At 48.0% G+C, this 23,776-nt stretch carries 20 protein-coding genes; 12 read left to right on the forward strand and 8 right to left on the reverse strand.

Annotated elements, in window-relative coordinates:
- Positions 1-4 precede the first annotated feature (4 nt).
- Positions 5-1,129, forward strand: coding sequence for a glycoside hydrolase family 88 protein (locus PAEVO_RS07070; protein ID WP_243390660.1), 1,125 nt, complete (start codon positions 5-7; stop codon positions 1,127-1,129).
- A 182-nt stretch (positions 1,130-1,311) separates the two neighbouring features.
- Complete coding sequence (locus PAEVO_RS07075) at positions 1,312-3,546, forward strand: chondroitinase-B domain-containing protein (RefSeq protein ID WP_165789627.1); 2,235 nt, start codon at positions 1,312-1,314, stop codon at positions 3,544-3,546.
- Positions 3,547-3,614: 68 nt separating this feature from the next.
- Here the strand turns inward: PAEVO_RS07075 and PAEVO_RS07080 are convergent, their stop codons facing one another.
- From PAEVO_RS07080 to PAEVO_RS07095, 4 genes are read right to left on the reverse strand one after another with little or no spacing between them, the layout of a single operon-like run.
- Positions 3,615-4,853, reverse strand: a complete 1,239-nt coding sequence (locus PAEVO_RS07080; protein ID WP_100536921.1) for a Ger(x)C family spore germination protein — start codon at positions 4,851-4,853, stop codon at positions 3,615-3,617.
- A gap of 32 nt (positions 4,854-4,885) precedes the next feature.
- Positions 4,886-5,095: a CLC_0170 family protein gene (locus PAEVO_RS07085; RefSeq protein ID WP_100536922.1), complete on the reverse strand. Its 210-nt coding sequence runs from the start codon at positions 5,093-5,095 to the stop codon at positions 4,886-4,888.
- Positions 5,092-6,186: a GerAB/ArcD/ProY family transporter gene (locus PAEVO_RS07090; RefSeq protein ID WP_100536923.1), complete on the reverse strand. Its 1,095-nt coding sequence runs from the start codon at positions 6,184-6,186 to the stop codon at positions 5,092-5,094. The genes PAEVO_RS07085 and PAEVO_RS07090 overlap by 4 nt, the downstream gene beginning before the upstream one ends.
- A 2-nt stretch (positions 6,187-6,188) precedes the next feature.
- On the reverse strand, positions 6,189-7,823 hold the full coding sequence (locus PAEVO_RS07095) for a spore germination protein (protein ID WP_100536924.1): 1,635 nt from the start codon (positions 7,821-7,823) through the stop codon (positions 6,189-6,191).
- Positions 7,824-7,994: 171 nt separating this feature from the next.
- Between PAEVO_RS07095 and PAEVO_RS07100 the strand changes: the two genes are divergently transcribed.
- From PAEVO_RS07100 to PAEVO_RS07120, 5 genes are all read left to right on the forward strand, one after another.
- On the forward strand, positions 7,995-8,660 hold the full coding sequence (locus PAEVO_RS07100; protein ID WP_100536925.1) for a GntR family transcriptional regulator: 666 nt from the start codon (positions 7,995-7,997) through the stop codon (positions 8,658-8,660).
- 19 nt (positions 8,661-8,679) lie between these two features.
- Entirely contained in the window at positions 8,680-10,371 is a 1,692-nt protein-coding gene (gene ilvD / locus PAEVO_RS07105; protein WP_100536926.1) for a dihydroxy-acid dehydratase, read from the forward strand.
- Positions 10,372-10,617: 246 nt separating this feature from the next.
- Complete coding sequence (ric, locus tag PAEVO_RS07110) at positions 10,618-11,316, forward strand: iron-sulfur cluster repair di-iron protein (RefSeq protein WP_100536927.1); 699 nt, start codon at positions 10,618-10,620, stop codon at positions 11,314-11,316.
- A gap of 158 nt (positions 11,317-11,474) precedes the next feature.
- Positions 11,475-12,929, forward strand: coding sequence for a benzaldehyde dehydrogenase (gene yfmT, locus PAEVO_RS07115; protein ID WP_100536928.1), 1,455 nt, complete (start codon positions 11,475-11,477; stop codon positions 12,927-12,929).
- A gap of 18 nt (positions 12,930-12,947) precedes the next feature.
- Positions 12,948-13,814, forward strand: a complete 867-nt coding sequence (locus tag PAEVO_RS07120; RefSeq protein ID WP_100536929.1) for a methyl-accepting chemotaxis protein — start codon at positions 12,948-12,950, stop codon at positions 13,812-13,814.
- 169 nt (positions 13,815-13,983) lie between these two features.
- Here PAEVO_RS07120 and PAEVO_RS07125 read toward each other — a convergent pair whose 3' ends face one another.
- From PAEVO_RS07125 to PAEVO_RS07140, 4 genes are all read right to left on the reverse strand, one after another.
- Positions 13,984-14,598 carry a response regulator transcription factor gene (locus PAEVO_RS07125; RefSeq protein ID WP_100536930.1) on the reverse strand — a complete coding sequence of 205 codons (615 nt, stop codon included), beginning with the start codon at positions 14,596-14,598 and terminating at the stop codon, positions 13,984-13,986.
- Positions 14,576-16,141 carry a sensor histidine kinase gene (locus PAEVO_RS07130; RefSeq protein WP_100536931.1) on the reverse strand — a complete coding sequence of 522 codons (1,566 nt, stop codon included), beginning with the start codon at positions 16,139-16,141 and terminating at the stop codon, positions 14,576-14,578. The genes PAEVO_RS07125 and PAEVO_RS07130 overlap by 23 nt, the downstream gene beginning before the upstream one ends.
- 68 nt (positions 16,142-16,209) lie before the next feature.
- Positions 16,210-18,174, reverse strand: coding sequence for an FtsX-like permease family protein (locus PAEVO_RS07135; protein WP_100536932.1), 1,965 nt, complete (start codon positions 18,172-18,174; stop codon positions 16,210-16,212).
- A 12-nt stretch (positions 18,175-18,186) separates the two neighbouring features.
- Positions 18,187-18,936: an ABC transporter ATP-binding protein gene (locus PAEVO_RS07140; RefSeq protein ID WP_100539351.1), complete on the reverse strand. Its 750-nt coding sequence runs from the start codon at positions 18,934-18,936 to the stop codon at positions 18,187-18,189.
- Between the two features lie 262 nt (positions 18,937-19,198).
- On the opposite strand from PAEVO_RS07140, the gene PAEVO_RS07145 reads away from it, so the two are divergent.
- The 5 genes from PAEVO_RS07145 to PAEVO_RS07165 all read left to right on the forward strand — a co-directional run bounded on the left by PAEVO_RS07145 (position 19,199) and on the right by PAEVO_RS07165 (position 23,765).
- Positions 19,199-19,855 carry an SGNH/GDSL hydrolase family protein gene (locus tag PAEVO_RS07145; RefSeq protein WP_100539352.1) on the forward strand — a complete coding sequence of 219 codons (657 nt, stop codon included), beginning with the start codon at positions 19,199-19,201 and terminating at the stop codon, positions 19,853-19,855.
- Between the two features lie 248 nt (positions 19,856-20,103).
- On the forward strand, positions 20,104-20,763 hold the full coding sequence (locus PAEVO_RS07150; RefSeq protein WP_100536933.1) for a type 1 glutamine amidotransferase domain-containing protein: 660 nt from the start codon (positions 20,104-20,106) through the stop codon (positions 20,761-20,763).
- Between the two features lie 180 nt (positions 20,764-20,943).
- Positions 20,944-21,825, forward strand: coding sequence for a LysR family transcriptional regulator (locus PAEVO_RS07155; RefSeq protein ID WP_100536934.1), 882 nt, complete (start codon positions 20,944-20,946; stop codon positions 21,823-21,825).
- A 280-nt stretch (positions 21,826-22,105) separates the two neighbouring features.
- Positions 22,106-22,987: a histidine racemase CntK family protein gene (locus PAEVO_RS07160; protein WP_100536935.1), complete on the forward strand. Its 882-nt coding sequence runs from the start codon at positions 22,106-22,108 to the stop codon at positions 22,985-22,987.
- Entirely contained in the window at positions 22,968-23,765 is a 798-nt protein-coding gene (locus PAEVO_RS07165) for a nicotianamine synthase family protein (RefSeq protein WP_100536936.1), read from the forward strand. Before PAEVO_RS07160 ends, PAEVO_RS07165 begins: the two co-directional genes overlap by 20 nt.
- Positions 23,766-23,776 lie beyond the last annotated feature (11 nt).

Genomic DNA, 23,776 nt, shown 5'->3' on the forward strand with positions numbered 1-23,776 from the left:
TATAATGAGTAACTTAAAGATTCAACATGAACTCGACCTGGATATGTGGTGGAACGGTGCGCGGTTGAAGGTGGACCGGATGTTGGCTAGAAAGCCTGAACTTGCTCCGCATGCGGCCAAGGACGGGGAGTACGACGGCCTAACCCTGGACAACTGGATTTCCGGGTTTTGGCCGGGCATGCTGTGGATTTTTTACGATATGACTGGAGAGGCGAAGTACCTGGAAGCGGCTTGGGAGTGGGATATACGGATGGAACGATTGACGCTCGAAGAGAGTCGCTTCCATCATGATGTCGGGTTTCAGTATTTGCCGACAGCCGTATTGAAATACAAGTTAACCGGCGATGAAGACGGCAGAAGGCGAGGGCTTGCGGCGGCTAACTTTCTGGCCGGACGATTTAACTTGGCCGGACAGTACATCAGGGCATGGAACAAGGATCTCCCGGGCTGGGCTATTATCGATTGCCTCATGAACCTGTCCCTCTTGTACTGGGCTGCCGAAGAAGGAGAAGACCCGAGATTCCGCCACGTTGCGAATGCCCATGCGAATATGGCTTTGCAGCATATGATCCGTGCCGATGGATCCACCTGTCATGTTGCTGTGTTTGATCCGGAAAGCGGGGAATTGCTGGAATATAAGGGATGGCAGGGCTATGCCCCGGATTCCTGCTGGTCGAGAGGGAATGCGTGGGCGCTGTACGGGATGGCTAACGCTTACCGTTTCACGATGAATAAGGATTTTTTGTATGCCGCGAAGCGGGTAGCTCATCATTTTATAGCTTCCTTACAGAGTTACGGGGTACCGCCATGGGATTTCCGGGTACCGAATCCCGATACCGAGCCTCGTGACACCTCCGCTGCGGCCATTGCCGCTTCCGGGTTGTTGGAGCTTGCGGCCTTGACAACTCCGGAGGTTGGGGCTGTCTACCGGAAAGCCGCTGAGCGCATCGTCCTGGCTTTGTCGACGGAGTATGCTGCATTCCAGGCTCTTGAGCATGAGGGGATCCTGTTTGGCGGAACCGGCCATAAGCCGGCGGATACCAATATCAATGTGTCGCTTATTTATGGGGATTATTATTACATCGAGGCTCTCGCGAAGCTTCGGGGCTGGACCCATCGCGTATTCTGATTGGTTGTGGGACGTTAATATTCGAGGAGAGGTGAACGGATATGCAAACGTTATTAAACGCATTAAACCAACGGTATCACAGATTGATAAGTATGGGGCTGGCCATGATCCTTTTGATCGGAACTCTGGTGATGTCGCCTTCAGAAGCCCAAGGGGCATCAAGTGATACAGGAGGGAGCAGCATGAACCGAATCGAGAGCACGGTAACGGCAAGCAGCTACCAGCCGGGCACGAATTACGTACCGGAGAATGTATTGGATGGGGTATGGGGTGAGGACGCGGAGAGCCAGCAAAGCCGCTGGTCCGCATCCGGTCAAGGTCAATGGCTGCAGTTTGATCTAGGCACGGAACAAACCGTCACTTATGTGAACATTGCCTTTCTGAATGCTAGAGAGCGTCAGTCCAGCTTTGAGATATTAGCTTCGAATACTGAAGATTTCCAATCCAGCACCGTTGTTTTCGAACGACAGTTCAGCCGGCAGCTGAAACCGGAAGACAGCATCATGCAAACCTATGTATTACAGAGTCCGGCGAAGGCCAGATATTTGCGGTTGATCGGATATGGCAATAACGCCAGCGGAAGCTCAGGAAACTGGAACAGCATCATGGAAGTAGAGCTTTACGCAGGGAAAGTGCCGGGTGAGCCTCCGGAAGAGCCACAACCACCGCTCCCTCCAAACGCTGGCGAAGAGAAGGAGGAAGACGTGAAGCTCCCGGAGATGAAGCGAGTTTCGGTCAGTACGGCGGAACAATTGCAGCAGGCACTGGATCAGGCTGTGGCCGGTACGCTGATTGATCTGAAGGATGGGACCTATGAGCAGAACGGTCCGTTTGTTGTGAAGGATAAACACGGCTCTGCGGTCTATCCGATTCGGATTACCGGGAAGCCCGGCAAGGCAATCATTAGTGGGAATAGTTATATGCACATTGAAAATTCAAGTTATATTGAAGTGAGCGGACTCACGTTCCGGAACGGGATCGGTGATGAGAATGGAAAGCAGACCTTGAATGACCGTGGATTGGCCCATCGGGCGCTTACAGGGGTTCATCCAGGGATTCAGCTGGAAAGCTCCAGCCGAATCTCCATTTTGGGCAACACCTTTGCCTTGGATGAAACAGGTCAGCCCTATCGATTTAAAGCTCAAAACCGATATGTATGGTGCCTGCTCAATGTGGAGAACAGCTGTCGGTACAGTGAAGATCGGTATGACCCGAACGGAGAAATATATGAGGGATTAACGCCATATGAAGATCCGAATCTGATTACGGATAATGGCACGCACAGACATTACATCCGTGTCGAAGGAACGAGCAGCCATAACCGGATCGCTTATAACGATATTGGACCGAAGAAGGGATTTGGCGCAGTCCTGATTTATGATGGGGAAGGGCATAGCGGACAGCATATATCGCAATACGACGTCATCGAGTATAACTATTTTCACGACATTGGTCCCCGGGTAACCAACGGGTTGGAAGCCATCAGGCTCGGGCTTTCCAGTACCTCGCTCTCCTCTGGTTATATTACGGTTCAATACAATTTGTTTGACGGGTTTAACGGTGAAGATGAAGTGATATCGGTGAAGAGCAGTGACAATATCATTCGGTACAACACGATTCGTCATTCATACGGCGGGATTGTGTCACGACATGGAAACCGCAACAGCTTCTACGGCAACCATCTGATTGGCGATGGAGTGACACCGGGGAGCAGCGGGTTCCGGATATATGGCAACGATCACAAAATCTATAACAATTACATGGAAGGTCTTACGGACAAAGTGATTCGTCTTGATGGAGGAACACATGACGGCGGACCGGAAGGCAGTACGAATCCAATCGTTCGTTGGGGTGGAAACCAAGAGCAAACTGCACGGCTTGGCGATCTGCCGGCCGAACAAAGAACGGAACTTTTGCGCGGACATTGGCGGCAGTATAACGTCCAGATATACAATAATACCATCGTGAATGTCGGCAATCAAACGACAACTTTCAATCTGGGCGGCAGAACCTATCAGCCTGTAGGGACTAAGATTTACAACAATCTGATATTTAGCCATGCAGGTACGATGTTTCATGAAACCGATGCGGTGATCCAAGCACCCGATCAGGAACGGGCTGTGTACAAGGGAAATATGCTCTCGGGGAACGCACCGGTTTCTAACAATCCTATTGTGGACAGGGAGATGACCAAACAAGAGCTCCATTTGGTGCGCAGCAGGGACGGTCTCATCCGTTTATCCGTCTATAGCCCAGCCGTGGACGCTGCCCTGACTCCATACGCTGCAGCGGACGACATGGATGGTCAGATCCGCTATATACCTGACGTGGGGGCAGACGAATATGCGCCAGGCAAGCAGCGGTCCAATCCTCCGCTTACCGTCCATGATGTAGGCCCTGAAGCCTGGACGAAGTGAAGGTGAGTCTGCTCGGCGGATGATTACCCACTCCTTAAATTTCGGTATTCTTATGACAAACGGCACCATCATTCTGCCTTCATCCCGATTCTTCGAACTTTGGACGTTACACGGAATTCAAAGGTTACGTTTTTATAGATTTCACTCCATTGTTCCGCGGATTTAACATGGCTATTCCAATAGGATGGTTTTCTGGCACGTACCAATTCGCCGAATCCGAATATATCGGATTCTTTTTTTTGCGTCTTTTGGACTAATCCGATTAATAATTGTTTAACGGAATGCTCGTTCTCGCGTGCAATTTCCTCCAGAATTTTCGAGTGATTGATCGGGATGGTATCCGTGTTTTTTTCTTCGACATTAATCTCCGTAAGCGCCGTGATCGTAAAATGGGGAATACCGTTCTTAATTTCGACCTTGATATCCGACTCCCGGTTCGTAGCATGGATCGTTACTACCTGAGAATCGTCTCCTAAATGAATGATTCCGCGGTATCCTGCGGGACTAATTCCTTTGATGACCAGGTATCCGGCAATTTCAAACGGTTTTGTCACGCCAACCAATTTGGCGCCTTTAAAAAAAGCCATTCCGCTGATTTCCACGTTATCTCCCTTCATAATTTTGATATAAGGCAGAAATCCTTCCTGACCTTTCTTTGAAGAATTGCTCCAGAACGTCCCAATGTAGTTACTCGGAAATTTGCCTTGTTTTACGGCATCGTCCAATGTGGACGCTAGATACAGCGCAGGGACACGCTCCAATTTAGGTGCTGCCTGCATATGATTTTTTGCCTTCCCTTTCGACACCATCAACCAGGCCATACGGCGAACTTCTGCGTTACGGTGAAGATAGTCGTTCAAATTCTGTAATCCTTTTCTGGCAAACTCTTCCGATACGACAATGACGCGCAGATGACCAAAAAACAATTTGCCTGATATTTGCTGCTGTAAATTCATCATGGCGTCGTCGACCGTGTGTCCTACAACATCAAGCACCCACACGGTTTCTTGCTCACTTTGTCCCGAACCGCCGCCTTCACCTGGCCCGAGCGGTATTCTGCCGGGAAGAGCAATTTGCACGGATAGTTGGATTAATTCCTGTTTAGGTGCCGGGTACTTCCCGCGAAGATGAGATATTTCATCCTCGCGTGCCTCAGCATCCTTATCCGCTGTATCGATCGATATCCCCAGAACGACAGCACGCTCTTCAATCTCCATCCGATCCCAGCAGCTTGTTAGGAGTGAGCAGGATAGAAGAAGGACGATCATGAATTTTACGTTTAGGTTAACGCTTATTCTTTTCCTCATTGAAATCCTCCTAAACTTTGTAACATGCTCACTCACACTAGGGCTTTGACAAGTATGACACTTAGAAACAATACCGTTCCGATCACAATATGGATCCAGCCCAGTATGCGAGATACCTGTTTTTCCTTGGCCATGTTCGATTGTTCATACTTATATTTATCGATGAACAGATTGAACATACCGGATAACACCCAGACCAGGATGGCGACATCCAAATAACCGCTGTAAAGATTTCCGATCATTTGGGCGCACCTCTTTTTTTACGCAGCATGGCGATGATAAGCAGCACTCCAGGATATACGATCGTTATCAGCAGCCCGAATTTGGAGATCAAGCCGTTCACTTCGTTCAATTGAATCAAGCTTTGGGGCAGCATGGCCAGAACGAACAGAATGGGGAGGATGAAAAAGGACAGCATCCCATGATCCGCTAATCGGAATAACTTGCTTATCGAGTAAATCGTAAAGTAGTAGCAAGAGAACAAGGATGTAAAGACAGCCGTTACCCAGACGGCTAGAAAGACCGCATCCAAGCGTTCCAGTATATTGGCAGGTAATGAAGTTGCTTTTGCCAGCTCCAGCGTCGGCCACAGCAGCTTCTTTGTCTCTTCTGCTCCAAACACGCTAACCGTTGCCGTGACGATTAATATATACAGCACCCCGGTAATCAGCATCGCCCATATGCTGGACCGCATCGCTCTTTCCGGTTTGCACATGGCAGGGATGACCATCATCATAATAAAGTATCCCTGGAACATGGTGGACAACGTAATAATGCCTGCTGGTATTCCTCGAATTTCATTCCCCAACACAGGCAGAACATTGACGATGTCCGCGTTTTTTAACGACAGGGCGACGATCAACAGAGCAGGAATTAGGATAAAGGGGCTGTAAAATAAGTGAACGTAAGCAAAGGTCATGATATTTCGGCGTGAAGAAAAAGCAGCCAGGAGCAGCATGACCAGTACAGTCACCTCGAGTGGCGTATTTTTCAAAACGGCTGTGACAACAACCTCTCCAAATTCCCTTGCAACAAGAGAGCTTAAGACAGCAAAGAAAGCAATCGATATGAGGCTTCCGATTCTCCCGAGCCATTTGCCAATGATGACCTCGCTATACTCGATGTAAGAGTCATTCGGGAAACGCATGCCAAGCCGGGTCATGAAAAATAGTCCGACAAACGCTAGCAGCATTCCCAAAAAAGTGACTAACGGAGCTCCTGCATCCGCGGCCTTCACCGCAGCCAAGGGAAGTGCAAGAACGCCTACGCCAACGATGGTGCTGATCGTAACGGCAGAAGCCTGCAAGACAGTGATTTGGCGCTGTTCATTCATGGTTAACGCCCTTTCTCGTCGTTAGGATGGACGGGATCCATAATATGGGACGAAGAATGATCCACCTGTTCCTTCATTTGATCACCCAGCCTTGTCCTGCTAATCGGATGAAGGAAGGAAGGCCGGTTCTTCATCTTCCACAACGGCCCACGGGTCAGGAGATCCCGCATGCCTTGAAAGTTGCCAGGCACAAATGGGCTTAAGTACGGGATCCCGAACGATTTAAGTGACAATAAATGATTGGTGATCAAAATGATTCCGACCATGACGCCATATAGACCGAAGATACCGGCTAAAATGATCAGCGGAAACCGAAGCAGGCGAAGAGCCAGAGCCGCATTGTAGGCCGGCGTTGCAAAAGAGCCGATAGTCGTTAAAGCGATAATAACGACGGTGATCGGGCTTGCGAATCCGGCCGCTACAGCGGCTTGCCCGATGACAAGCACGCCGACAATGGATAATGCCCCGCCAACCTGTTGCGGCAAGCGTATGGTTGCTTCCCTTAAAACCTCCATTGAGATTTCAATGACAAGCACTTCGATCACGGCTGGAAAGGGTACGCCCGCACGCCCGCCGGCAACGGCGACCGCAAACTCTGTGGGAATCAGCTCAGGATTAAACGAAATAATCGCCACATACAGCGAGGGAAAAACCAATGAAAACACTAGAGCAACCAGACGGGACATTCGGATCGCACTCATTAGGACGAAGCGTTCGGTATAATCTTCAACGGTCTGATAGAACTGGCTAAACACCGTAGGCGCGATTAAGGCCAGAGGGGAGCCGTCCACTAAAACGGCAACTCTTCCTTCCAGCAGATTCGCCACGACTTTGTCGGGCCGTTCGGTATACTGGATTTGCGGAAACGGAGACCAATGGTTATCTTCGATGAATTGTTCCAAATAACCTGAATCCAGAACGGCGTCGATTTCAATGGCATCCAGCCGCTTTTGAACTTCTTTTATGATTCCGGGATTGGTTATGCCGTCCATGTAACATATGGCAACTTTGGATTTGGTCTTCGTTCCGATCTCCATGGATTTCACTCGAAAATCCGGTGTTTGCAGCCGATAGCGGAGTAGAGAAATATTCGTTCCCAGGGACTCTATAAATCCCTCTCTGGCCCCGCGGATGACCTGCTCCGTCGCCGGCTGCTCAATAGCGCGCTGCGTGATCTGCCGTGTGTCAATGATAATCGCCTCGTCCAGCCCTTCAATGGCTACGACGGTTTGCCCCCTTAGCAGGTTGTCGGTAATAACGGAAATTTTCCTTTCCGAATAACCCTCGCTATGATAAAGCGTATCTTTCATTATGGTTTTCATTAACGCATCATGCGGGAGGTTATGAACATCGATATGGCGCGGCCCATATTTGAGAGGCTTCAATATCGTGTTATTGATAACGGCATGATCCGTCATATCGGAGAAATATAACAATACAGCCGGATGCTGCCCGAACACTTGGAATCCATATACCATAAAATCGTCACTATCACCCAAGACTTGCTTGATTTCGGATATCGTTTCTTCAAGGCTCACCGATATGTCCATATCCTCTGAGTTCTTCCCATTCGGATTGGCAGAAATATGATCGCTATTGTTGGGTTGGTTCGAACCCGCCCATGTGGAAAATGACATTGTACCAACACCTCTCCTGATTCAACGGGGGTCACAGCATTTGGATATTTTGCTTAAGTATTTCCTCTGATTGTTATTTTTATCAATAGAAGCAATCTAAAATGTATTGTATTTAATATAGGAATGCGATATATTGCATATAACAAACATGAATAGTAAGGATGATAAGCGATGCCAGTACCTAAGAATTTTGTCTCTCCCGCACGGATGACCGCAAAGGAAAGAGCATTCTCCCAAATTCAACGGTGGATTATCGATGGCACGTTGCAGCCCGGCGAGAAATTGCTCGATGCTGAATTGGCAGAGTCTCTAGGCGTAAGCCGGACACCGATCCGGGAAGCTTTTCAACTGCTTGAAGTGCAAGGACTCGTGTCCACACACCCTGGGAAAGAAACAAAAGTTACGGCCATTGAGAGGGAAGATATCTTTAAGATGTATTCGACCATGGCTGCTCTTCAAGCATTAGCTGCCGAAGTGTCCGCTACCCTTATTGTTCCGGAGCAGATTCAGCAATTGCGGGCGATGAATGCGGATTTTGAAAATGCCATGAAGAGCGGGCAAGCTTATCAAGCCATGGAGATGGATGAACAGTTTCATAACTTCATCGTGGAGCTCTCAGATAATCCTTATGTCGCTACATATAGTGCTTCTCTACAGATGCATATCCGGCGGTTTAAGTACGTGTTCTTAAAACAGCCGATTGCGGCTGCACAGGCTTCTGTCGATGAGCATGCATCGATTATTAGCGCTTTCGAGCAGAAAGACAGTGATCGGGCACAGGCCATGATGAAACAAAATTTCATGCGTCCGATGCAGGAACTCCATGAGTTACTTTAAATAGAGGGGAGAGGGAAGAATGTCAGACAAAAAAGATTTACGCATTCGCAGTAAGGTAATCAGCGAGGGTGTCAATCGGGTACCGAATAGAGCGATGCTGCGGGCTGTTGGTTTTACGGATGAGGATTTCAAGAAACCGATGATTGGCGTAGCCAGCACTTGGAGCGAGGTGACTCCGTGCAATATGCATATAGACAAGTTAGCCTTAGAGGCCAAGCAAGGGGTCCGCAACCATGGCGGCGCTCCGCTTATTTTCAACACGATCACGGTTTCGGATGGCATTTCAATGGGACATGGCGGCATGCTGTTCTCCCTGCCCAGCCGTGAAGCCATCGCGGATTCGATTGAGATTGTAACGGGGGCCGAACGTTTCGATGGTCTTGTGGCGATCGGCGGTTGCGACAAGAATACGCCCGCCTGCCTGATGGCGATCGGACGGATGAATCTTCCTGCGGTTTACGTTTACGGCGGCACGATACAACCCGGGAAGCTCGAAGGTAAGAACGTGGATATCGTCACGGCTTTCGAAGCGGTCGGGCAATATCATGACGGAAAAATGACGGACGATCAGCTCCATAAGGTGGAATGCAGCGTCTGCCCGGGACCGGGCTCTTGCGGGGGCATGTATACAGCCAATACGATGGCCGCGGCGGCAGAAGCCATGGGGATGAGCCTGCCCGGTTCCTCCTCCACGCCGGCTATTTCACCTGACAAAGCAGCGGAATGCGCTGCGGCTGGAAGGCAGGTCATATCGCTGTTGGAGCAAGAAATCTATCCCAGAGACATTATGACGAAAAAGGCATTTGAGAATGCGATAACGGTCGTCATGGCTTTGGGCGGTTCAACCAACGCGTTCCTGCACTTGCTTGCCATTGCTCATTCGGTAGGCGTTGATTTGACGTTAGACGATTTCGAGCGAATCCGTTTGCGCGTTCCCCACCTTGCAGATCTGAAGCCGAGCGGTCGACATGCCATGCAGGACTTAAACGAAGTCGGCGGCATACCGGGCGTCATGAAATTATTGCTGGCCCAAGGACTTCTGCATGGCGATTGTCTGACGGTCACAGGCAAATCATTGGCAGAGAATCTGGCGGAAGCAGCGCCGTTACAGGGAAGCCAGGAAATCATACGCCCCATCGATAAGCCGCTGAAGCCGAATGGGCCATTGGTTGTATTAAGAGGCAACCTCGCACCTGAAGGTGCGGTTGCCAAAATGTCGGGCATGAAGAAGCTCCGATTTGTCGGACCGGCCAAGGTGTATGACAGCGAGGAAGAGGCAACCGAAGCGATCCTGAGAGATGAAATACGCAAGGGCGACGTGTTAGTCATTCGTTATTGCGGTCCAAAGGGCGGACCGGGGATGCCGGAGATGCTGTCGGTCACGGCCCTCATTGTAGGAAAGGGTCTCGGCGGGGAGGTTGCGCTGATAACGGACGGCAGGTTCTCTGGCGGTTCGCATGGGTTCGTAGTCGGTCACGTATCGCCTGAAGCACAGGTAGGTGGGCCGATCGCACTGTTGAGGAATGGAGACATGATCACCATCGACAGTGAAACGCAAGAAATGACGTTCGACGTATCGGATTCCGAATTGGCTGCAAGGGCACAAGCATGGCACCAGCCTCCCCTCAAAGTATCCACGGGCGTATTATACAAGTATGCAAAATTAGTGTCCTCAGCATCTAGAGGTGCGGTTACTGACTCTGCAGAATAAGGGAATGCACGGCCTGATATATGGCTGTAGCTTAACAAGCTCTTGCGATTTCGCAGGAGCTTGTGTCATTGGGCCCTCCCCGACGATTTCTTATCGGATTCCCGTAGTCCTTCCGATACTATCGTTCACATAGTGTTACATTTCAGTATGACTGCAATCACATATGCGGGGATGGGAGTTTCTTATACTTGAGTTGTAAGAGTGAAAAAGTTCACAAACACGTATTTAGTCTAGGGAGGTTTGAATATGAGTTCATTCACGCTTCAGAGCCAAGTATCCGATATTGTAACATCCATCCCGCAAACCGCGGATTTATTTCGATCCCTCCGCATCGATTTCTGTTGCGGTGGCCAGGTGCCTTTGGAAGAGGCGGCCAAGCAGCGTTCTTTGGATCCAGCCGCCGTTCTGGAGGAAGTTCGGTCCGTGGAGAGCAAGTTTGCCAATTACCAGGAAAGCCGTCCTGCTTCACTGAAGGAATCCGAACTGATTGTTCACATCCAACAAAAACATCATGCCTTCCTGCGTGATGAATTACCGGCGTTAACGCCATATGTCACGAAATTGGCCCGTGTGCATGGAGAGCATCACCCTGAGCTTCTTCGGGTGCAGGAGCTCTTCTCGGAATTGAAAAAGGAGCTGTTGGAGCATACGAAGGACGAGGACGAGCTTGTATTCCCGCTCATTTTGAAGTTTGTAGCAGATCCCAGCCACCAAGCGGCAGCAGAGCTTAAGCCGCATGTATCCGAACTGGAACATGAACATGCTCATGCCGGCAGCTTGCTGCAGGAGCTGAGAGACGTAACATCCGATTTCGAGCTTCCGGCTGATGCCTGTGGTACGTATCGGCTGGTCTTTCAACGGTTAGCCATGCTGGAAAAGGACACCTTCGAGCATATCCATCTGGAAAACAACATATTGTTTGAGCGGTTGCGCCAAGCGGTATAGCTTTGATTAATACCCCTTCTTCACTAGGTGAGGAAGGGGTATTTCATTGCCATGCTCTGAGAGGAAGAAGAGGTCAAAGAAAATTCACTTAACAATTACCTGTATTTAGTCGATAATTATATAGATCAGTTGGAATTATTCGACACAGGAGGGTTCATATGGATTATTCGAAATTAGGAAAGCAATTCATAGGCGGGCAATGGCGAGACGGCAAGAGCGGTAAAACGCTGCCGGACATTAATCCATATAATGATGAGGTCATTACCGCATTTCAAATCGCGAGCGTTACAGACATCGATGATGCATATCAAGCTGCCTATCAAGCTAAGCTGGAATGGGACAAGGTTAATCCTTACCATAAACGCGATATCCTTGAAAATGCTGTTAAATATATTGAATCGCATGAGGAAGAGATTTCGTCCATTATTGTTCAGGAGCTGGGCGGAACGCGTCTGAAGGCGGCATTCGAGATCGGTCTTGTGAAAAATATGATTAAGGAAGCGGCTACGTTCCCCCTTAGAATGGAGGGAAAGATTTTACCTTCCACAGAGGATGGCAAGGAGAACCGCCTGTATCGGATTCCGGCTGGCGTGGTTGGGGTTATCAGTCCGTTTAACTTCCCTTTCTTCTTGTCCATGAAGTCCGTCGCCCCTGCACTGGGTGCCGGCAACGGCGTCGTGCTGAAGCCGCATGAGGATTCGCCGATTACGGGCGGAACCCTGATCGGCAAGATTTTCGAAGAAGCGGGTATACCGAAGGGCCTGTTGAATGTTGTGGTAACAGATATCAAGGAGATTGGCGATGCATTCGTCGAGCATCCGATTCCGAGAATCATTTCGTTCACGGGTTCTACCAAGGTCGGAAGCCATATTGGCCAGCTGGCCGTCAAGCACTTTAAAAAGCCGCTGCTGGAGCTCGGCGGGAACAGCGCGTTCATTATCCTGGAAGATGCTGATATCGATTACGCGGTACAAGCGGCAACGTTCAGCAGATTCACGCATCAAGGCCAGATCTGTATGTCGGCCAATCGGATTCTTGTACAGAAATCGATCTATCAGGAGTTTTTAGATCAATACAAAGCGAAGGTTTCTACCTTGACAACAGGTGATCCGAGCGATCCGCAGACCATTATCGGGCCCGTCATCAACCATCGGCAGGCAGAAACACTGGAGAAGCTGATTGAGAAGGGCATAGAGCAAGGTGCAGTTGCACTGGTGCGAGGTAATATCACCGGCAGAATGGTGGAGCCTACCGTCCTCGTCAATGTGAAACCGGATATGGAGGTAGCACAAGAGGAATTGTTCGGCCCGGTTGTTTGTATCATTCCGTTCGAAACGGAAGAGGAAGGAATCGCAATCGCCAACGACACGCGTTTTGGGCTCAGCGGGGCTATTCACACCTCCAATCTTGAACGTGGGGTTGAAATGGCGAAGAAGGTCCATACAGGCATGATCCATGTAAATGATGTCACGATTAACGACGAGCCGATTGTAGCATTTGGCGGAGAGAAGCAGTCGGGGTTGGGTCGTCTGAATGGGCAATGGAGCCTGGATGAATTTACGACCATGAAATGGATATCGGTTCATTACGGACAAAGGAAATTCCCGTATTAAGGGTTGGGGGAGATAGGCATGAATAATGTGACTGAAGAGCAAACACAGCATGAGCTGATCCGTGCTTTTGTAAAGGTAGCTCCATTGCTGAAAAGTCTAACGAATGATGACATCACGATCGGCATTTATGATACGGAGAAGCTTATCATCAACATTCCGGGAAGAACCTTCTCGCTGAATGTCAAGCCTGGGGACCCGCTAGTGGAGGGGGATATCGTAACCGATGCCATCCGCAATAATAAAGCTTTATCGGCTGTCGTTCCGAAAGAGCTGTTTGGATTTCCGCTAGCTGCACGCGCGATTCCGCTGCATGACGAGCAGGGCAGGGTTATCGGCGGTGTCGGCATGGGGACAAGTCTTGAAAAAGCGAATGTGCTGTTTGAGATGGCCGAGAGTTTTTCCGCAATTGTCGAACAGACCACCGCGTCCATTGAAGACATCAGCCAATCGATTGCTCACCTGACTGAACGTGTAACCGACGTAACGAACCAAATGACGGACGTCAGCTCCAGCGCGCAGCAGATTGGGAAGATCTCCAGCGTTGTTAAGGAGATTTCGGATCAGAGCAGCATGCTAGGTCTGAATGCTTCGATCGAAGCGGCAAGAGCGGGGGAAGTCGGAAGGGGCTTCTCGGTTGTTGCCGATGAGATTCGGAAGTTAGCGACAAGCTCCAAAGAGAACGTGGATCAGATTAATGGCATTACGAAGAACATTCAGGAATTTTTGCAGCGGTTAAATCATGCTTTTTCCGATATCCATACCCTAACCGATACCCAGTCAAGGACGATCCAGGAATTCTCGGCAACGATCCATGAAATTAGTATCAAAGCAGAGGAGCTAGCGCAGGTTGCTGAAGAAAGCCTGTATGCCAAAGAAAACAAGTAATAGAAAATCAGAATCTCCTCTTATACTTTAACTTTATATACAGGCGCCAATAAAGCAGAAAAGCAGAAATACATCGATGATGTATTTCTGCTTTTTGTTAGGTATGCTGTAGCAATACATGTCACAACACGGTTACCCGTATTATACGCGTCATAATCCCTGACCCGCTTTAGTGTGTCCTGAAAATGGGTTGAATGTAACCCAGCTGAATTCCTTTCGAAACGGCTTCCAGCGAGGAGGAGACTTCCAGCTTTTCGAATGTATGCTGCAAATGATTGGAGACCGTACGCTCACTGATATGGAGTATGCCAGCGATGTCCTTGCGTTTATAACCGTCGCATATCAGCTGAAGAATCTGTTTCTCGCTGTCCGTCAGCGTCTCGATATATTCGATGGAAGCGGGGAAATGAAGCAGCCCGTTCTGGATATCCAGCAGGGCATGAACAACCTCATCGGGGTCCATGTGTTTATTCAGAAAACCTTTGGCCCCTATTTTTTGCGCCTCATACCGGTACACCGGCAGATCGTAGCCGGTCAGCATGACGATGTTGGCTTCCGGAACTTCATGCAGAATTTTTTTGGCAAGCAGAATTCCGTCCTCACTGCCAGAGGAGTTTAAATGGATGTCCATTAATATAATGTCCGGCCGCTCCCTCTTGATGACGGGAACCGCTTGGGCAACGTCCGACACGGATTGAAATCGCTCGATTTCGGGAGTGCCTTCTAAAGCGATTTCCAGGCTTTTGGCGAACAGGGCATGATCATCGATCAAAATAATGTGCATAAGATCCTTCTCCTTTCATGGGAAAGCATACCTTAACAGACAGGCCTCCTCCAGGTGCCGATTCCAGGGTGACTGAACCGTCGATCAGAGCGAGCTGTTCCCGAATCGACTGCAGACCTTTCGGCGTTCCCGTCCTGTTAGGATCAGATGGCTTTAAGCCTATGCCGTTATCTTGTACCATTAACTCCACATAGCCCGTATCCAGAGAGAGCCTGATGTCGAGAGCGGTTCCTTTCGAGTGTTTTAAGGCATTGGTGGTAAGCTCTTTAAGCACTCGATACACGATATAGTTGTAAGGCTCAACCAAGAAAAAAGTATCGTCGCAATCAAATGAAATGTTAAATCTTCTCGTTGGATACGTCTGTTGAACCATGCTCAAAAGATTTCTCAGATTTTCCTTAAAAGTCAAAGTATTGAGCAGGGTGGGATGGTATTCCTGCATCTGGTGCCGGATCGACAGGTTCAGACGGTCCAGCGCTTCCATGATCAAGCTGCGGACATCCGGCCGGTCCGATTTGTTCATCATATTCCGAACAGACAGCAAGTCCTGAAGGATGTCGTCATGCAGATAATGCGAAAAATCTCTTTTGATCGATTCCTCCCGCTCGATTTGATGCAGAGACCTTGCATAATAGCTGTCCATACTCCCCAACGAATTTTCCCTGGCCCCGTCTGACCGTTTCTTAGCGTGAAGATACAACAATAGAGCATATACTTGTATGCATACGAGCAGGCCGTGAGCGATGACAAAATATTCGCTTGGCTGAAGCCGCAGCAGCAGGGCAATCGAGCTAAACCAACCCACCGTCCCGAACAAAAGGGCCAGCGCCGTTTTCCCTCGAAACAGCATGACAGGCAGGTCCCCGGCATATGTAAATGCAATTCGGTGGATGCTGAACAAGGGCAGGATAAGAAACGGGTAGACTCCAAGTCCCTCGACATATTCCGGTTGTGTTCCAAAGCACAGCACATAGCCGACAAATATCGCAGCTGCCGCCAAGGCCGAAGCGCCAAACTGCTTCCATTCGCTGCGGAGTACAAACAGGATTCGCTTTCGATGCACATAACACAGGAAGACGCCTGCTCCAAAGCTAAGCAATAGCTGAACCAAAAAAAGTAAATGAAACCATGAATCCTGTACCATGCCTGCCAGCAGCGTTATAACGCATGTCGCTTTTAATAAGAGGTCCGTCTGCTTTTGGTACATGTAAGCCGAATCTTGAAAGAAAAAAGCGAATACAAACCGGTAGGAGACATATAAAAGTACCGAACCCGAGAAAGAGAGCAGTTTGGTTAACTGCTCCTCTCCCGAATCGATGCTCCACAATGTGTACCAGCCCGATAAGATTAACAACCATGTAAACCGGGTCAATACACCGCTATTTTTCAAATTTATGTTGCTGATGTATATGGCGTCCGCGGCGATTAAAGTCATTAGGACCAGCAGGATGACGTCTGCAACGGCGGTAACACTTCGAAGTCCGGACAAATGCCCGTAAGCGAGGTATAAGATAATCAGCAGCTCATTCACGATGAGTATCATTTGTCTGTACAGGTAGCTGTTTTTTATCTGGCTCGCCTCCTTCAACGATAACCTTACAGCGAATTGAATTAACGGGGAAACGCGGCCCGGTAACAAGCTCTCTTGGTAATGAAATAATAAAGGCAGAATATAACTCCGGCAATGGCCAAGGCCATTGCGACCGGTACGATAATTTGATGGCTTTGGCCAAGGACATCGTCGATGAGCAGCGATTTATAGCAGACCAACCCGCAAATGCTATGGACAAAACCGATCCCGAACGGGATGGCATACATGACTTGAATCTGCCTCCGTATCATTTTCTGGATCTTCCTCTTACTGTAACCCATTTTGCTGAGAATTTCATAATCCTTCTGCTCATAAGTAACAGCAGAGATGTTATGAAAATACAGGATGCTGCCAGCCGCAATGAAAAAGAGCACCGTCAGAAAACCGAGCAATAAAAAGGTGGAGCTGTTAGCGTACATGATTTCATAAGTTCGGGCATAGGCGCTGGCGAAATAAGGATTGTCCTTCAATATGGGCTGCAGTGCCTCATAAGCCGTCTTGCTTTGCCTTAAGTCCGGACCATCTATGCTCATGACAGAAGACTCGGGGAGTTTGAGATCTGCTAACCGATGATACAATTCATCGGAGATGACCAGGGTGCCTACGCTGATGTTAAAACCGACCGGGTTGGCCAGCGTTGTGTCCCGGATCGTGACATCAAGCGACTGGTTGTCCGGAAGGGAGAGCCGATAGGTTTGGCCGACATCCTTCTTTTCCGGATCGGAACGATATTTTACCAAAATGCCATTGTTGTTTTCCAGCTGCTTGAGGCCTATTTTCTTGCCTTGCTGAGCCAGCAGGCGGTTATAGTCGGACAAAGCAATCAATTCAAATCCCGGCTCTTTGCCCAGAGCGTATTCGGTGGGCACATTGTCCGATTGGGATCGGACTTTTATAAGAGTTGTTTGAAGGACTTTATACTGTTCGGAGCCTATTGCCTCATGTAATGCTTGAATAGCCTGGTCAGCCTGTTCCGGCTTCTCAACCGGGAATTCTATTGCGGAAGGAATGATTCGGGTTACGGCTGCCACGGGATAATACATGGTCAATGCCGTAGAACCGAATACCCCCAAAGTGCCGGCAATGAGCAAAGAGAGCATTATTAAGGTTTTGGCGTTGGTCCGGATACGGTATATAAATTTGGGTATCGTGACAATAGCAATTTCTTTGTACAGCAGTTTTTTTCGTTGTTCCAGCTTGCGCATGAGATACGGCACAAAAGAGTAAATAAACAATGAAGTTCCAGCAGTAATCAGCATCACCATGAGTAGCCCCATAGGACTCACGCCAATAGATTTCCATAGCGATTCTTTTCCCCGTACCGCATCAATGGCCACCCAATCGCCTGCAATGATGAGCAAGAGACCCAATACGGCTGCCGCAAGACGGATCTTGATCGGTTTTTCAACCGCTTGTTCAAGCCGGACAAGACTCAGCAGCGACGTTTTACGAAGTAGTCTCCAATTCGAAAAGCTGAGCGCGAGGACAACCGCAAAAACAAATACGAGACTGTAAAGCACGGCCTTTCCTTTGAATAACGGAATGATGGCGGAGTTGATCCTCAAATCGAGCAGCATTGAGATGCCGCCTACGATTCCTTTGTGGGCAAAACCACCCAATAGAATACCGATGAGAAGTGCTCCTAGGCTGATAAGGATGTTCTCGAAGGTCAGTAATTTCAGCATTGCGGACTTTCGATATCCCAGCAGTGCATAAATGCCCAGCTCTTTCATTCTGCGTTTCATAAAGAATGTATTGGAATAGGACATATAGAATAATACAAAAGCCATTAAAAAGACGGAGATGGTCCGAGTCATTGTTTCTACGCGGCCGTCTTCCGAAATTTTATCCATCATGATGTCATTCATCGAGAACGACACGAAGGTGAAAAATACCGTCAAAATAAAAGCGACCGAGAACAGGTATAGAGAGTAGAACGACAGATTCTTCCTTACATTTTTAAAAGCTATGGTTGTTAATTTCATCATTGCACCTCTTCAGCGGGATTCGTCCAACAGCGCGATCTGCTCCAGAATGGTCTCATAAAAGCTGCGCCGGTCTCGATCCATGCAGTTAAGCTCATTGAATATCCGTCCGTCTTTAAATATCAAGATTCGCTTAGCGAAGCTTGCCGCGTAAGCATCGTGAGTAACCATCATAATCGTTGTGCCCAATTCCTCGTTAGCTTCGCTTAAGGTACGCAGCAGTTCGGTTGCCGAACTGGAATCCAGCGCTCCAGTCGGTTCGTCCGCGAATAAGATCGCCGGTTTCTTGACGATGGCTCTTGCTGCCGCAACTCTCTGTCTCTGTCCGCCGGATAGTTCACTCGGATATTTCCCTAGCTGCTGGGTTATGCCGAAGCGCTCGGCCAAAGCTCGTATGGAGCGATCGATTTCAGAAGGGGGGAGCCCTTTCAAAGCAAGTGGAACAGCAATGTTTTCCATTACCGTTAGACTGTCCAGCAAGAAGTATTCCTGAAATATAAACCCTAGATGCTCATTTCGGAAATCGGCAGAACGAGTATCGTCCAGGTCGCTAATATCCATATCGTTAATGGTGATTTGTCCTCCGGTTGGCGTGTCGATGGTGGACAATACATTAAGCAGCGTAGTTTTTCCTGAGCCGGAAGCCCCCATGATACCGATGAACTCCCCCTCATGAACTTCAAAAGAAATCCCGTTCAAGGCAGGTCTCTGCGCGGGATTATAGAGTTTGGTCACGCCTTTCGCTTGTAACAGGCTGCGCATAACAATCTTCCTTTCTGTATGTTTGTTCAAATACACGATATCTTCTTTTTGACCAAAGGACATGAGCAATTAACGCAATCCTATGATGATCCGTTCATTATCTAATGTTGATATGCTTTTTAAGCCAATCGATAGGGTATTTTCGCTTCGTTGTTTGGGATATCATCAGACAAGGGGGAGTTTTGAAAGTAATAACATGCAACGAAAACCGAGCTCCGTATAGCTCCCAGGAAGCTATTTGAAGAAAGGTGCAGTGAAGAGGATGACAAAGACGAGCAAAACCGTATTGTTTCAAGGAGACTCCATAACGGACGGGAATTGGGGGCGCGACAACGACCTTAATCATATCCATGGACATGGCTATGTGTATCTGATTGCCGCAGAGCTGGGATTTGAACTAGCGGAAAACCAGCCAAAGTTCATAAATCGAGGGATCAGCGGCAATCGTGTCTCGGATTTGTACGCGCGTTGGAATGAAGATGCGATTAGTCTGCAACCTGACCTGATCAGTATGCTGGTTGGAGTTAACGACGCAGGTCGGATCATCGAAGGCTCGCCAAGCGGTGCTACCGACAGGTTCGAGAAAGCCTATCGGAACATACTGGAGGAAACGAAAGAAGTGCTACCACACACGGGGTTGGTTTTATGTGAGCCATTCGTGCTGGAAACGGGCGCAACTGTGCAAAATTGGGACAAATGGCGTCAACGGTTGAATGAATATAGCCAAATTGTCCAGCAATTGGCTCAAGAGTATGAAACGCTGTTTGTCCCTCTGCAAGAAGCGTTTGATCATGCAGCAAAAAGAGCAGGAGCCGAGTATTGGATATGGGACGGCATTCATCCCACGACAGCCGGGCATCGATTGATCTCACGTGAATGGCTGAGAGTCGTTCAGAATAGTCCATTGGCTATTCGTTGATACAGGTACATAATAAGGATCTTTGTCGTGAGTCCACAGATAACCCAGTCAGTTTTGTTCTCAGATGCAACTCTTTCGCCGTGAGGTTGGGGGAGTTTTTTCTTGCACTGAAGTGGCCTCAACAATGGGTTGGTAGACTATCTATAAATATATTTATGGAAACACCGTAATAATCTAATTTGTCTTATTGAAGAACGGATTGTAGAATAATCTCTGTAAACAGCCAACAAAATAAGGGAGGAAGAAAAATGGAGAAAAGCATACTGATTGTAGTTACCAATCATTCAGATATACAAGACGGAAGAAAAACGGGCATCTGGTTATCAGAGTTCGCTGAAGCTTATATTGAGTTTGTTAAAAATGGCTATCAGGTTGCAGTGGCAAGTCCTCTCGGCGGACAAAGTCCAATCGATCCGAACAGCGTGAATGAGGATACTTCGAAGGATATATGGGAAGCAGCAGTACACCTTGAAAACACGGTTCGCATCCGTGATGTTTTTGCAAATGATTTCGATGCTGTTTTCCTGCCGGGTGGTCATGGAACGATGTATGACCTGCCGGATGAACAAATGCTTCATCAATTAGTCCGTGACTTTTATGAAGCTGGAAAAATAGTCGCTGCAGTGTGTCATGGTCCTGCGGGATTGACAGGAGTCACATTATCGGATGGACAGCCCCTAGTTGCTGGGAAACGGGTGAATGCTTTCACAGATAGGGAAGAGGCGGAAACCGGACTAAGCGAAATTCTTCCTTTTCTACTTGAAAGTAAACTTCGGGAACTGGGAGCCGTTTTTGTGGCTGCGCCAAACTGGACTAAACATCATGAAGTTGACGGGAATTTGATTACAGGCCAGAATCCTCAGTCTACCCTGGCAGTGACCAAAGCTGTTATTGATAAACTCGGCTAAGAAGCATGGAGGCTGCTGCTTGTATAAAGTAGTGGCCTTCATGCTTTTCTTTTGTATAAAATGAGTAGGAAATCATTCATTACAGAAAACAAGCCGGTATCGAAAAGCACAGCATGGACCGTCATTGCGCTGATATTAGGGGCATTCACGATTGTATCTATATGCAAAGGGGTAAGAATAATGGTGGATTTTGAATGGTACCGAAGTTTTATCAGTATCTATAAACATAGATCCGTATCGGAAGCCGCCAAAACTCGGTTAATGACTCAACCCGCAATGAGCCAGCATCTTGCCGCATTGGAAGCCGAGCTGGGCGAAACATTGTTTACGAGAACCTCAAGAAAGATGGTTCCGACCGAGAAAGGAAAAGAACTTTATACTCAAGTGGTTCCGCTGATCGAAGCCTTGGAAGAAGCAACGCAAACATTCAAGATGAACACTTCTGCAACAGCTCCCGTCGTCCGAATTGGGACAGCCCACGAATACTTTCGGGAGAATCTTGCTCCCCGTTTGGGAAAGTTGCCGTTTCGAATGATTGCTCATTTTGGCGTTGCCTCACATATTTTGGAGTTATTATTGGAAGAAAAGGTCGACATAATCATAACGTCCCAAAAAATATCTGCCCCCGGCATTGAATATATCCATTATGTTCAAGAAGAGTTTGTGCTGGTTGCACCTTATACCTTTAAAGAAATCGACTTCGAAGATCCCGACCAGTTCGAAGCCTGGCTGTGCGCGCAAGATTGGATCAGCTATGGCAGTGATTTACCGATCATACGCAGATTATGGAGGGAACACTTCAAGAAAAGGCCGCATATGCAAATCATGCACGTTCTGCCGGACCTGCATTCCATATTAGCCGCCATAGAACACGGTTCGGGAATAAGTGTCCTCCCCACTTATATGCTGGAAAAATCATTACACAATCATCAGGTAAAGATCATCTATCCTTCGTTCAAGGTAAGCAACGAGCTGTATCTGGCTTATCCTATCAAATTTCGAAACCTTCCGATAGTGAAAGCGATGATTGAAGCATTGCGAAAAAATCACGATACGACGTGAAGAGACCCGGAACAAAAAAACACCATATAACTATCTAAACCGCTAATTCGATACGGAATTCAGTGGTTTTTTTGTTATGTCAAAAGGGGAAATCAATTACGATATCAAGTCTTACCGGAACGATGCTAATGCAATCTAAATTCAAATCCATGGAAATAATTGTTGACGATTACAAAATGCCATGCTATATTCTTTTCAGTTTTAATCGTAATAATTACGATTAAAACATTGGTCAAGCCAACTACCATAATTCGGCGTAGAGGGGAGCCCGTGTTACGTGATGAAGCAGAAGATCAATTTTGTGAAATGTAATCCGACGCAAAATATGACGATTCTAATTAACACCATGCTTCCGTCCGATGAACATAAACGCATTGCTTCTAAAATTATGTCATATGACAACGTTTATGCTGAACAAGTTGGTTTCATTGAGCCATCCATGAACCAGGAAGCTGACGTGTTACTGCAAATGGCGGGAGGTGAATTTTGCGGTAATGCCTGCATGGCCTTGGCGGCATACCTGGCTGAGCTGCAGGAGATGGATCGTCATGAAACAACCGAGTTTCGATTAGAGGTTTCAGGATCCGAGCAATTAGTGGCATGCCGCATAACAAAAAACAGGGAGGATTATCGCTGCCGGGTCAACATGCCGCTCCCGGTGAAAATGGATCAAACGGTTCTTCAGGAAGGGGGGGCCCCTGTTAACGCGTTTGCCGTCCGGTACAGTGATTTTATTCATTTCGTGATTGAAGTGGAACACATCGATGCAAATATGAAGAACCAAATGTTATCCTTGGCCAAGCGCATTGGACCCTTTCTAGATACAAGCATGCTTGGGATTTTGCTATACAACGCCAGCTCAAGTCAGCTAACACCGCTTATATACGTCCCGAAGTTGAATAGTGCGGTGTGGGAAAGAGGGTGTGGCTCCGGTACGGCTTCCATAGGCGCTTACTTAGCCTGGAAGAATAGGCGCAATATCGAAGCTCATATCCATCAACCCGGCGGGACGATGCTTGTAAAGGCACTGTATGACCAGGACCGACTGACCCATCTGGAAATCGAAGGTTCCGTTGGAATCGTAGCACAAGGCACAGCGTTTATTGATATGGATTTTAACCTGTCTGTGGGAGAGGATATTCATGAAATTAGCAACGTTTGAGCAATCCTTACGTGATTACTTAACTAGGTTTGAGTACTTCGCTGACCGATTCGATTATTCTCATCGTCACCGAACCGAGCTGGAACGTCTAATTGACCAATACTCGGGGTTTATAACAGACGAAACGAACATCAAAGTATGGGATGAACTGGAGCAACAGGGGATCGGCCGAATAAGCGATCTGATCGATGGACTAAGAAAAAATTCGGCGCGCTGCGTCGCGATCCTGGAGAAATATCGTGCGCTCAAATTGCAAAAGGGAGATACGGAGATCACCGATTATTTCAAAAATATCGAGGATTGCATCGAGAAAGAGTTTGGAAGTTTCCTGATCACTTCTAAATCGAGAGTATTGCTGGTTGGCTCTGGCTCTTTCCCGATGACGGCGCTATTGATCGCAAAGCGTACAGGAGCTCCGGTGGTCGGGATCGACATTGATGTTGAGGCAATTGAGCTTGGTGAGAAGGTTGTAGAGAAATTGGGTCAGGGGTTGAAGATCCGTTTGGAAAAGACATCGGTTGAATTCCTTGATGATTTGAAAGAGATCACCCACATCATTTTTAGCTCGACGGTGGCTGATAAGTACGCGTTGTTGGAACAGTTATATCCATTGACGAATGAACAGGTTGTTGTCGCCATGAGATATGGAAACCGATTGAAGTCTTTATTCAATTATCCAATGAAAGAGACGGATGATCGTAAATGGGAATTAGTGGATAACGTACTACGCCGAGACGATATATTTGACATTGCTTTATATAAAAAAATCATAGCTTAGCTAACGGTAAC

This window comes from Paenibacillus sp. GM2FR, assembly GCF_002803325.1.
Taxonomy (GTDB): domain Bacteria; phylum Bacillota; class Bacilli; order Paenibacillales; family Paenibacillaceae; genus Paenibacillus_AQ; species Paenibacillus_AQ lautus.